General features: G+C 56.4%; 11 protein-coding genes. 5 read left to right on the top strand and 6 right to left on the bottom strand.

Annotated elements, in window-relative coordinates:
* Positions 1-4 precede the first annotated feature (4 nt).
* A complete protein-coding gene (gene dld, locus EPYR_RS11910; RefSeq protein WP_012668653.1) occupies positions 5-1,744 on the bottom strand; it encodes a D-lactate dehydrogenase in 1,740 nt (579 codons plus the stop codon).
* 189 nt (positions 1,745-1,933) lie between these two features.
* On the opposite strand from dld, the gene bglX reads away from it, so the two are divergent.
* The 5 genes from bglX (at position 1,934) to EPYR_RS21355 (ending at position 7,185) form a co-directional block, all read left to right on the top strand.
* Complete coding sequence (gene bglX, locus EPYR_RS11905) at positions 1,934-4,231, top strand: beta-glucosidase BglX (RefSeq protein WP_012668652.1); 2,298 nt, start codon at positions 1,934-1,936, stop codon at positions 4,229-4,231.
* 13 nt (positions 4,232-4,244) lie between these two features.
* Positions 4,245-4,475: a hypothetical protein gene (locus tag EPYR_RS19345; RefSeq protein ID WP_012668651.1), complete on the top strand. Its 231-nt coding sequence runs from the start codon at positions 4,245-4,247 to the stop codon at positions 4,473-4,475.
* Positions 4,476-4,582: 107 nt separating this feature from the next.
* Entirely contained in the window at positions 4,583-5,692 is a 1,110-nt protein-coding gene (locus tag EPYR_RS11900) for a suppressor of fused domain protein (protein WP_012668650.1), read from the top strand.
* 160 nt (positions 5,693-5,852) lie between these two features.
* Positions 5,853-6,395, top strand: a complete 543-nt coding sequence (gene idi, locus EPYR_RS11895) for an isopentenyl-diphosphate Delta-isomerase (RefSeq protein WP_012668649.1) — start codon at positions 5,853-5,855, stop codon at positions 6,393-6,395.
* Between the two features lie 661 nt (positions 6,396-7,056).
* Positions 7,057-7,185, top strand: a complete 129-nt coding sequence (locus EPYR_RS21355) for a hypothetical protein (RefSeq protein WP_014539170.1) — start codon at positions 7,057-7,059, stop codon at positions 7,183-7,185.
* 56 nt (positions 7,186-7,241) lie between these two features.
* Here the strand turns inward: EPYR_RS21355 and EPYR_RS19340 are convergent, their stop codons facing one another.
* From EPYR_RS19340 to EPYR_RS11865, 5 genes are all read right to left on the bottom strand, one after another.
* Positions 7,242-7,346: a protein YohO gene (locus tag EPYR_RS19340; protein ID WP_041474014.1), complete on the bottom strand. Its 105-nt coding sequence runs from the start codon at positions 7,344-7,346 to the stop codon at positions 7,242-7,244.
* 94 nt (positions 7,347-7,440) lie between these two features.
* Entirely contained in the window at positions 7,441-7,956 is a 516-nt protein-coding gene (locus tag EPYR_RS11880; protein WP_012668647.1) for a DUF3833 domain-containing protein, read from the bottom strand.
* Between the two features lie 78 nt (positions 7,957-8,034).
* Positions 8,035-9,279, bottom strand: a complete 1,245-nt coding sequence (locus EPYR_RS11875; RefSeq protein ID WP_012668646.1) for an SAM-dependent methyltransferase — start codon at positions 9,277-9,279, stop codon at positions 8,035-8,037.
* Positions 9,280-9,282: 3 nt separating this feature from the next.
* Entirely contained in the window at positions 9,283-9,996 is a 714-nt protein-coding gene (locus tag EPYR_RS11870) for a DUF1365 domain-containing protein (RefSeq protein WP_012668645.1), read from the bottom strand.
* The gene (locus tag EPYR_RS11865; protein ID WP_012668644.1) at positions 9,993-11,258 is read right to left on the bottom strand and encodes an NAD(P)/FAD-dependent oxidoreductase; all 1,266 of its coding nucleotides are present in this window, start codon (positions 11,256-11,258) and stop codon (positions 9,993-9,995) included. The genes EPYR_RS11870 and EPYR_RS11865 overlap by 4 nt, the downstream gene beginning before the upstream one ends.
* Positions 11,259-11,260 lie beyond the last annotated feature (2 nt).

Raw genomic sequence — 11,260 nt, 5'->3', positions numbered from 1 at the left:
TAGCTCATCCCCGCCCGGCAACCTGGTTGCCGCAGTCGCAGTCAGCCCAGTGTTTGGCCCGCGTGGTTTTACCAATGCCGGGGTTGAAACTGTTGGTCGGATCGAGCCGTTGGTAAAAAGCCTTCAGCTGCGGCCTGGCCTGATACAGATGCCCCACGTTATGCTCGGCCGGATATTCCGCCCCGCGCGCCTCCAGGATGGCCAGCATCTTCTCCTTCAGCGCGTGCACATCCACCCCTTTTTTCACAATATAATCCTGATGGAAAACGTGGCACAGGAAGTGGCCGTAATACAGGCGATGAGTGAGCGCGCCGTCGAACTCCGGCGGTAATTGCTCAAACCAGTTGCGGTCATTGCGCCTCAGCGCGATATCCAGCGCCAGAATATCTTCGACTGCATCATGGTGCACCGCATGATAGCGCACCGCCGCACCGGCGGCGGCAAAGCGATGCAAAAAGGCATGCGCACCTTCTTTGCCTTCACATTCGAAAAACTCGCCCTGTGTCTGCCGGAAAAACGTCTGCAGATACGCGCGCGCTTCCGCCACGCCGTCGCCGGACATCTTTAGCATCAGGTGGTGTTCAAAGCGGTCGCGGTACTGCTTCATACGCGGCGGCAGATGCGCGGGCAGCAGCGCGGCCAGCTTCTGTAACAGGCGGTCGCTAAAGTGGGGCTTCAGCCATTTCACGCGTGCCAGCAGCGCATCCATTCGTCCCTTCAAGGTAAAGAACAGCGGCATTTTATCGGTGCCGAGCTTATCGATCATCACAAAGGTATCTTTACCGTAGGTCTCCGCAATATCAAAAATATCGCGGTGCATATACTCCCCGGCCACCGGCAGGTTGGTAAAGCTGGACAGCATATGACGGCGCAGCTGGCCGAGCACCGCCGTGTCGTTGGTGCCGATATAGAACACCTGCTGGGCGCTTTCGCTGGCAAATGTGTCAAGGCGCACGGCAAATAGCGCCAGCTTGCCGGCGCAGCCGGAGGCTTCAAACAGGCGGCGTGCATCAGCGTTAAAGCGCGACGGCGTATCGGCATCAACATCGCGTACCCGTTCGGCATAGTCCGGGTCGGAGGCGTGACGCTGGTCATGCCGGACGTCAGCAGGCTGCCAGCTGTCATCATCCAGCTTGCCGAGAATCTGTTCCGGCGTGCTGCCGAGATTGATCCCCAGATGATTGACCAGCTGCAATTTACCGTTGGCATCAATCTGTGCGTACAGCGCCATCTCGGTATAAGCCGGGCCGCGTTTGACCAGCGAACCCCCCGAGTTATTGCATATGCCGCCCAGCACCGACGCGCCAATACAGGACGAACCGATCACCGAATGCGGCTCGCGCCCGAGCGGCTTAAGGGCTTTTTCCAGCTGATACAGGGTACTGCCGGGAAATGCCAGCACCTGTTTGCCCTCGTCCAGCAGCTGGATTTTATCCATACGAAGGGTGCTGATAATCACGATGTCGCGCGGATAATCATTGCCGTTGGGCGTCGATCCTTCGGTCAGCCCGGTGTTGGCCGCCTGCATCAGGATAATCACATCGGCGACGACGCAGGCCTGCAGGACGCGCCACTGCTCCAGTAAACAGCCGGGAAATACCACGCCCAGCGCGTCACCTTCGCCCGAACGAAAGCCTTTGCGGTAACGTTCAGTTTTTTCTGGTGCGGTTAACAGATGGTTGCGGCCAACGATACGGCCGAGTTCAGCAATCAGTTTTTGTCTTGCGGTTTGGGAAGTGTGCATGTCATGTCCTTATCAGTATCACCTTTTAACTTTAGCACCGGTTGGCTGGTGATAAAGCCCTCGCTGAAAATGGGGTAATCTGTGGCGTTAAAACTAGCTGCTATTCTTCAGGTATGACACACTGCGCACATCAGTCTGCATGTAGTAAAATAATTGATACACTACAGTCACTTGAGAGAAGATCATCTGATGAATTGGATTTGTTCTGTCAGCCTTGCCGTTACTCTGGCGCTGCAGCCAGCTTTCGCCGACGATATGATCGGCCCCCATCAGCTCAACCCACAGGCGCGCGACGCGTTTGTCAGCGGGCTGCTGAAAAAAATGACCCTTGATGAAAAAATTGGCCAGCTCAGGCTGATCAGCGTCGGGCCGGAAAATCCCAAATCGGCCATTCGCGACATGATCCAGCAGGGGCAGATCGGGGCGATTTTTAACACCGTGACCCGTCAGGATATCCGACAGATGCAGGATCAGGTGATGCAGCTCAGCCGTCTCAAAATCCCACTGTTTTTTGCCTATGACGTGATCCACGGGCAGCGCACCCAGTTCCCGATCCCGCTGGCGTTAGCCGCCAGTTGGGATACGCAGGCAGTGGCAGAAGTGGGGCGTATTGCGGCTTATGAAGCGGCCGATGACGGTCTCAATATGACCTGGGCGCCGATGGTGGATGTGACCCGAGAACCGCGCTGGGGAAGGGGATCGGAAGGTTTTGGTGAAGATACCTGGCTGACCAGTGAAATGGGGCGGGTGCTGGTAAAAGCCATGCAGGGCAACAGCCCGGCGGATCGCTATTCAGTGATGACCAGCGTGAAACACTTTGCTGCCTACGGCGCAGTGGAAGGCGGGCGTGAATACAACACGGTTGATATGAGCCAGCAACGCCTGTTCCAGGACTATCTGCCGCCGTATAAAGCCTCGCTGGATGCCGGCAGCGGCGGCGTGATGGTGGCACTGAATTCGCTGAACGGCGTACCGGCCAGTGCCGATGGCTGGCTGCTAAAAGACATTCTGCGTCATGACTGGAAATTTAAGGGCATCACCATCAGCGATCACGGTGCGATCAAAGAGCTGATCCAGCACGGCGTGGCGCGCGATCCGCAGGATGCGGTACGCATTGCCCTGAAATCTGGTATCGATATGAGTATGAGCGATGAATACTACAGCAAATACTTGCCGGGCCTGGTGAAGAGCGGGGCGGTCAGCATGAAGGAGATTGATGACGCCACCCGCCACGTACTGAATGTGAAATACGATATGGGGCTGTTTAACGATCCTTACAGCCACCTGGGACCGGCCAGCAGCGATCCGGCCGATACTAATGCGGAAAGCCGCCTGCACCGGGCAGAAGCGCGTGATGTGGCGCGTAAAAGCATGGTGCTGTTGAAAAACCGTCTGGAAACGCTGCCGCTGAAAAAGAACGGCACCATTGCGCTGATCGGCCCGCTGGCCGACAGCCAGATCGATATTATGGGCAGCTGGTCGGCGGCGGGGGTTGCAGACCAGTCGGTGACGCTGTTGCAGGGGATGAAAAATGCCACTGCCGACAAGGCCACGCTGCTGTATGCCAAAGGGGCTAATATCACCGACAGCAAGGGCATTCAGGATTTCCTCAATCTGTATGAAAAGGCGGTGACCATTGATGCCCGCTCTCCTCAGCAGATGCTGGATGAAGCCGTGGCAACGGCGAAGAAAGCGGATGTGGTGGTGCTGGCGATAGGTGAAGCGCGCGGTATGGCGCACGAGGCATCCAGCCGTACCGATCTGACGCTGCCAGCCAGCCAACGACAGCTGATTGGCGCGTTAAAAGCCACCGGTAAGCCATTGGTGCTGGTGCTGATGAATGCGCGGGCGTTAACCCTGGCAGAGGAGACGCAGCAGGCGGATGCGCTGCTGGAGAGCTGGTACAGCGGCACAGAAGGCGGCAATGCCATTGCCGATGTGCTGTTCGGCGACTATAACCCCTCCGGCAAGCTGCCGATGACCTTCCCGCGTTCGGTGGGGCAGATCCCGATGTACTACAACCACCTGAATACCGGACGCCCATACAATTTCGAACATCCTAATAAGTACACTTCCCATTACTTCGATGAAGCAAATGGCCCGCTGTTCCCGTTCGGCTATGGACTGAGCTACACCGACTTTACGCTGTCGCCGGTGAAAATGTCTGCTACAACCATGAACAAAAACGCAACGGTTAATGCCAGCATCACGGTGACCAACAGCGGTAAATACGCCGGGGCGACGGTGGTTCAGCTCTATCTGCGTGACGAGGTGGCAAGTATCAGCCGTCCGGTGAAAGAGCTGAAAGGCTTCAAGCGCATTATGCTACAGCCCGGTGAATCACAAACGGTCACCTTCCCGATCGACGCCAGCGCGCTGAAGTTCTGGAATGCCAAAATGCAGCATGTTGCAGAGCCGGGTCAATTCAGCGTAATGATCGGGCTGGACTCCGTGCGTACCCACAATGCCGAATTTAACTATCTGTAAGCATCAGCGGGGCTTGCCCCGCTTTCAACACGGGGCAGCAGTACGTGACCACATTCAGCAACGGGTATTTCGTCGAAGCGGACCGGCGCTGAATGAGTTCGATCTCTCGCCGCCGCCCGGCGAACCGGGGTTTTACGGCCCGGACAGCGTTATCCGCGCACGTATTCATATCATCGCCAGGTTATTGCGCTGGGTAATTCATCGAGGTGCCTTGCAGCGCGCCATGACGCGGGTTGGCCGTTAGCCCCCGCGCCGTTTTGAGACAATTACCCTTGCCGCAACGTGGCCCGGCGCGGCATGCTGGCTGATAATCGGCGAGAATCGCCCCCTCCACACCGATGTCGAGGCGTTATGACGCAGCCTTATCAGATTGCTGAAGTCAGCAATCAGCAACAGACGCTGATCGCCATAGTCGAACAGGACGAGCGAACAGCCTATTTTTACATCTGGCCAGCGGAAGCACTGCGCACGCGGTTTGCCGTACGCGGCTGCTGGTTACGCAACCTGCTACCCGCGCCGCAGCAGGAAGACGTGGCGGCGATGAAGCAGGGCATTGCACCGTTACTTAGCGCCGCGTACTGCCGCACGCTGGAGGCAGAGCCAATGCTCGACCCCGCCGCTGTGCAAATTGTCTGGGAACCGAGCGATGATGGCGCCGCGCTGTGGTATCAGGGGCAGCTGCTGGCGGCGATCCCCGGCTGGAGTCTGTATCAGGATCGACAGGTCAGCTTTTCGGCTGGCTGTATTAAGGCCAGTCCCCTGACCGCACCGCTTGGCTCGGCCTCTACTAACGAATACTATGCCGCAGCGCAGCAGCATCGCCAGTTCTGGCGCGACTGGCAGGATGGCCAGCCGTGGGAGCCGTTACGGCAGGAGCTGTTGCAGTGTTACCAGGCGCAGTATGGCGAATCCCTGAAGTACTACGCCATCGACCAGGGGAACTGGCCGCCGATGGCTATTTCGCAGCATTATTATCAGGGAAGCTGGTATTTCTTCACGCTGGGCATGTCGGTGCGCCCAATGCCGTGGGTTAACTTTCTCTTCCGGCATCTCGCTCCTGCACATCGCCGTTGCGAACTTGCCCTCGCAGTCGATGCTTCGGTAATGACGGAAGAGAATGCGGTGCAGATGGCGAGTGCGCTGGCGGGCTTTGCGCATATGCCGTGGGCGGGTCTTAGCTGGCTGGGGGAAGGGCACACGCTGGACTCCGCGCTCGCGCCGGTGGGCTTCGCGGGATTTGTGCTTTCTGGCGCGCTCGGCCGTGAAGCCGGGCGCCTGGCGTTACCCAAACGTGATGGCGATACGGTCAACCTGCTGTGGACTGCACCGGTTACCGCGCCGGAACTTGAGTTTGCCCAGCGTGAAACCGACGGCGGTCAGCAGCTGGTAGCGCGGCTATTGCAGTATGGCTGCGGGCATATTTTCCGCGCACGTCAACAGGTGGTCGAAGCCGGGGCGTAAGCAGGCGGCTAAGCCCGCCGGCTTGCAGCGTGCACCGACGGCGATGAAAGTGTGGCCGGCGCGACAATTTAGTCTTTTACGTTCATTAGCGCACGATAATATGCAGATTAATGTCCTTGTCCTGTGCCAAAATAGTTGGCATTAGCGTAAAGGAGTCGGCATGTCTGCAATTGAAGTTATCCTGGTCGATCGCCACGACCGCCCCACCGGTAAGATGGAAAAGCTTGAGGTACATGAGAAAGGGTTACTGCATCGCGCAGTGACCGTTTACGTGTTCAACTCTGACCATCAGCTGCTGCTACAGCAACGCGCACGCGGAAAATATCACTGTGGCGGCCTGTGGAGTAATACCACCTGTGGCCACCCCTATCCGCAGGAGTTGACCGCAGAGGCGGCACAACGCCGCCTTATTGAAGAGATGGGGCTGGATCTGAATTTGCAGCCGGTGTTTGAACTCAGCTACAACCTGCCGTTAAGTAACGGACTCACCGAGCACGAATACGGTCACGTCTATTTCGCCATCAGCGATGCGCTACCCGCCATGAACCCTGAAGAAGCGGATGACTGGCGCTATAGCTCGCTGGCGGATATCCAGCGTGAAATAGAGACCCATCCTGAGCTTTTCACCCCGTGGTTTTTGTTTACCTTTTCGCGTATTCCCGGCGAGTTTGCCCGCTATATGGCGCAGCAGCCGGCTCGCTGAAGGCCAGCACCACCTCTGCTCCGCCTTTACGGTAGAAATCCGAACCGATAAAGGTAAAGTCACCTTCAGTGCGCTATGGTGGCGGACTTCTTCGTGCAGTAATGACTGAGGAGGATGCAGGACATGCAGCTTGGCGGAAATAATCTGTTTTTCTGCCGGAAATGAATACAAAAGCTTTAACTGTCTATTTCGCGTGGCTTCAGAAATGGCAATCAGCCCAATACACTGCGGTGCAGCAGCCAGCTTAAGCTGTGAATGAAGTTCCGGGTTGGATAATTTAGCTATTCCTTTGACCGTCAGCACGCGTGGTATCTCGGTTTCAAAGGTTGAAACCCATTTTCTATGGGTTTTGCCACCTCATTGAACAGGTGAATAACAGCGTTATCCCTCGGTATTAAAGCGGGAATAAGCTGAAAAATGAACGCTTTGTTCTTTTTGAGAATCTTCTTGCGAATCGCGTTTATATATAGCCAAAGGTTTTTATATCTGAAGTTTAAATAAGTATGATTACCATCAGTGATTATATTTCTATTTTTCGGATATTTCTTGTCACTAATAATTATTTTCATGATTACTTCGGGGGATAATCATTGATTTAGTTCAGGTGCGTCCATTTATAGCGAAGTGAATTCAAGCTAGAAATGAGCAAGCAGGAGTTTATATGTTCAGTATTGCAGAACAGGACATGGAAGCGCGCCTGATGCAGAAATTATTTCTGTTTCTGAAGCGGCTGGTGTGGGGCATTATTGGTAAAAGCGCACTACATCGAAAAAAGCGCACTTACGGGTAACAGGTGGCATGACATTTCGCGCAAAGGACGGCGGCAGGGAGCCGCCAGACTACGCTTCAGGAACGAACGATAAAGGTGTACCCGGTCAGCATGACGCCGCCGATACCGCCGAGCGCCATCAGCAGGAAAATGAATACGACACCGATTTTTTGCCAGTTCATATTGTAGCCTGTTTTGCTTCGAAGGAGAGCGCAGTATAGCGCCTTAATCCGTCGGAATTAAGCTAAAATGGCGCTTGCAGGGAGCCAGCTCCGGCTATTTAGCGAAAAACAGCGTGACGCGGGCGACTTCAATGCCGAATTTTTTCATTGATGTCACGTTCATCAGATGGCCGGCGTCCTGCTGATAGATCCAGTCGTCGAAGTTCAGCTTGTACTCGCTGTCCCGGGTTTTTACCCTCATGGTATAGCGCCAGTTAAAGGCATTGCCGCTGGCCTCTCCACGGGCGCTACCGATAATATCCCCGGCGTTACCCACGTAGCCGCCGTTTGGCTGCCGCTGGATGTGCCAGACGCGGGTCTGTTTTTCGCCATCGTCATAAACAAAATGCTCGTTTAACGTCAGGGTATCACCCGCCACCTGGCCCTGGATCGTCACGTTGAAACGGCGGATCTGTTTGCCGCTGAAATCCTGTACCATCCCCCACGCGCGTGATTCACCGTTGAACCAGTTGAAGATATCTATCTTTGGCTGCGCCTGCTGGTAATCTTCCAGCGGGCTTTTGCAGCCCGCAGTTAACAGGCATAGCATCAGTAACAGGGTTTTCAACATGATTGATCTCCAGGTGGGGCGCATCTGTGCGACCGGGAAGCGGCCAGCTTGCCAGGGTTGGCCGCGCATGAGTCAAGGTTAAAGCGCCAGCGGCTCATGCCGTTGCAGCGTCAGCTGGACGGTGCCGATGGTACGGGCGCGGAAGCCCGCTTCACAGTAACAGAGGTAGAACAACCACATGCGGCGGAAACGTTCGTCAAAACGCCCCCGTGCCAGCTGCGGCCAGGCGTGGTCGAAGCGCTGTCGCCAGCATTGCAAGGTCTGCGCGTAATCATCACCCATCTCAAACTGGTCAAGCACGCTGAAATCACTGACCGCTTTCAACGTATCATTTAGCAGACTGACGGAGGGCAGGAAGCCCCCGGGAAATATATAGCGCTGAATAAAGTCAACGCCGCGCGCGTAAGAGGTGAAGCGTTCTTCGCTGATGGTAATCGCCTGCAACGCCATGCGGCCGCCGGGTTTCAGCAGCTGTTGACAGCGCTGGATAAACAGCGGGATATAGGCTTTACCGACCGCTTCGATCATTTCTATCGAGACAATTTTGTCATATTGCCCACTGAGATGGCGGTAATCCTCGCACAGTACCGTGACGCGGTCGCTTAAACCCGCTGCGGCAATGCGCTGACGGCAATATTCATACTGTTCGCGTGAAATGGTGGTGGTGGTGACACGGCAACCGTACTGCCGTGCGGCATATTCCGCCATCGCCCCCCAGCCGCTGCCAATTTCCAACAGATGATCCTGCCGGCCAAGCGCCAGCCGATCGCACAGCCGCTGCATTTTTGCCTGCTGCGCCTGTTCAAGCGTCATTTCTGGCTGGCGGAACCAGGCGCTGGAGTAGAGCATCGCCTGGTCAAGAAACGTGGTATAGAAATCGTTGCCGAGGTCATAGTGTGCGGCAATGTTACGCTTCGCCTGGCGCACGTTGTTGCGCCGCAAGGCATGAATCAGCTGATTTAGCGGCGTTGTCAGCCAGCTCAGACGTGATTCCAGCTTATCGGCAACGTGGATATTATTGGCCAGCGTCAGTAGCAGGGCGGTGAGATCCGGGGTATCCCAGTCGCCATCCATATAGCTTTCGGCGGCGGCAATGGTGCCGCCCGTCAGCACCCGGCGGTAAGTGCGCGCATGTTGCACCACCATTTCAGCCTGCAGCGCCGCCCCGGCATCACCAACAAACTGCGTACCCCGTTGCGGATCGTGCACGGTAAGCCCCGCGCCCTGAATATGTTGCAGCAGGGAGAAGACCGCACGGCGTGACGCCGGGCAGCATTTACCGGTTTTGTCGCGGCGCGTCAGGCTTAAATTGGTGTCAGTCATCGATCATTTCTCTGCTTTGCGGTGAGCATAAACTGGCGCGCCTTTGCGCCATAGTTTCCACGCCTGCCAGTAAATGGCCAGCGCGGTACGAGCGGTAATCAGTGGAAATCGCCAGAGAAAATGGCGCAGATTCTGCCGGGTCAACGGCTGGCGGCGCAGATGCAAAGTGGCATCAAACTCACGCCCGGCACGGTGATTTTCAATATGCACCAGCAGTGATTTACCCGGCGCGGACAGCCGCCAGTGGTAGGTCATCTCCAGTGGATTAAACGGTGAGACATGGAACGCTTTCTCTGTTGTTTCGCTGCCGTCCGGTTTGACCGCGTAGGTATGACGCTCATTCCACGGCGTGTTGCGCACCTCTGCCAGCATCCAGCGCAGGGTATCGGCGTCATCGTAGAGATAGTAAAAATTGACCGGATTAAACGAACAGCCAAAGTAGCGCAGCTGGGTCAGCAGCATTACCCGTCCGGTCAGTTGCTCTCCGGTCAGTTCGGCAATACGCGCCTGGGCGCGCTGTTTGATATCGCCGCCGCCCAGATAATCGTCGCCACAGAAGCTGGCCGCGCACAGGCGGCCGGAGCCGATTCCGGCTGCCCGGAGCTGCGGCAGTTCATCAAGATCGATCAGCGGCATAAAAATTTTATAGCTAAAGCGGTGATCCACCGGGGTGAAGCGGCGATGACGGACGTGGCCGCTGTACAGCACGCTGTTCATAGCAGCCCCTTTTGTTCCATTCCGCTTATCACATCCAGCGCGCTGCGAATGCCATCCTCATGGAAACCGTTATAGCTCCAGGCCCCGCAGAACCAGCTGCGGTTGTTGCCGTTGAGCCGCAGCCGCAGCTGCTGACCCTGAGGCGAGTCGGCACCAAACTGCGGATGGTGATAGATGAAACGGCGCAACACTTTGGCTTCATCAATCGGCTGCGCCGGGTTGAGGCTGACGCAGAAGGTGTGACTGGCGTTGATGCCCTGCAAAATGTTCATATTGTAGGTAACGCTGGCGGCGGCCTGCTCACCGCTTTTGCTGCTGTCATTAAGTTGGTAGTTCCAGCTGGCCCAGGCGGCGCGCGCATGTGGTAGCAGGCTGATATCGGTATGCAGCACCACTTCATTAGCCCCGTAGGGCACGCCGGTCAGCATGGTGTGCTCATCAGCGGAAGCGTCAGCCAGCAGGGACAGTGCCTGGTCGCTGTGGCAGGCAAAGATGACCTGATCATAGCGCTGTAAACCACGCGAACTCTCCAGCGTGACGCCGTCAGCATCGCGGGTTACCCGTGTTACCGGCGTTGCCAGCCACACATTTATCTGCTCGCCAATCCGCTGCATCATACGCCGGATATACTGGCGGGAACCGCCCGGTACCACGAACCATTGCGGGCGCTGGGTTAAATCCAGCAGACCGTGGTGATTAAAGAAGTTGAGAAACTGTGCCAGGGGCATGCTGCGCATCTGCGCCAGCGAGGTGGACCAGATAGCTGCCCCCATCGGCAGGATGTAATGCTGAGCAAAGAACTCGCTGAATCCGTGCTGGCGCAGAAAGTCATCAAGCAACGCCTGCTGGCCGGGTTGTCCCAGCCACCGTTTAGCGCGGCGGTTGAAGCGCACAATCTCCAGCAGGAAGCGGTAGAATGAGGGTTTCAGCAGGTTACTGCGCTGGGCAAACAGGCTACTAAGCGAGTGGCCGTTATACTCAAGTCCGGTACGCTGATTGCGCACTGAAAAGCTCATTTCGGTCGGCCTGCTATCCAGTCCCAATTCGGCCAGCAGCGCCAGAAAACGCGGATAGGTGCGATCGTTATAAACAATAAACCCGGTATCGATAGCCCAGCTTTCACCATCCAGCTCGACGTCAACCGTTGCGGTATGGCCGCCAGGCGTTGAACCGGCTTCGTACAGATCGACTTCTGCATTTGCGGCCAGTTTCCACGCGCAGCTCAGGCCGGCAATACCACTACCAATAATTGCAACCCGCACGG

The sequence above is a fragment of the Erwinia pyrifoliae DSM 12163 genome (assembly GCF_000026985.1).
Classification (GTDB): domain Bacteria; phylum Pseudomonadota; class Gammaproteobacteria; order Enterobacterales; family Enterobacteriaceae; genus Erwinia; species Erwinia pyrifoliae.
The sequence above is the reverse complement of the archived record's forward strand: the minus strand, read 5'-3'. Positions and strand labels throughout refer to the sequence as shown.

Coding starts and splice junctions, on each gene's coding strand:
- EPYR_RS11875 (WP_012668646.1), bottom strand. CDS start 9,279: ATGACTGACACCAATTTAAGCCTGACGCGCCGCGACAAAACCGGTAAA.
- EPYR_RS11880 (WP_012668647.1), bottom strand. CDS start 7,956: ATGTTGAAAACCCTGTTACTGATGCTATGCCTGTTAACTGCGGGCTGC.
- EPYR_RS19340 (WP_041474014.1), bottom strand. CDS start 7,346: ATGAACTGGCAAAAAATCGGTGTCGTATTCATTTTCCTGCTGATGGCG.
- dld (WP_012668653.1), bottom strand. CDS start 1,744: ATGCACACTTCCCAAACCGCAAGACAAAAACTGATTGCTGAACTCGGC.
- EPYR_RS11870 (WP_012668645.1), bottom strand. CDS start 9,996: ATGAACAGCGTGCTGTACAGCGGCCACGTCCGTCATCGCCGCTTCACC.
- idi (WP_012668649.1), top strand. CDS start 5,853: ATGTCTGCAATTGAAGTTATCCTGGTCGATCGCCACGACCGCCCCACC.
- EPYR_RS21355 (WP_014539170.1), top strand. CDS start 7,057: ATGTTCAGTATTGCAGAACAGGACATGGAAGCGCGCCTGATGCAGAAA.
- EPYR_RS11900 (WP_012668650.1), top strand. CDS start 4,583: ATGACGCAGCCTTATCAGATTGCTGAAGTCAGCAATCAGCAACAGACG.
- bglX (WP_012668652.1), top strand. CDS start 1,934: ATGAATTGGATTTGTTCTGTCAGCCTTGCCGTTACTCTGGCGCTGCAG.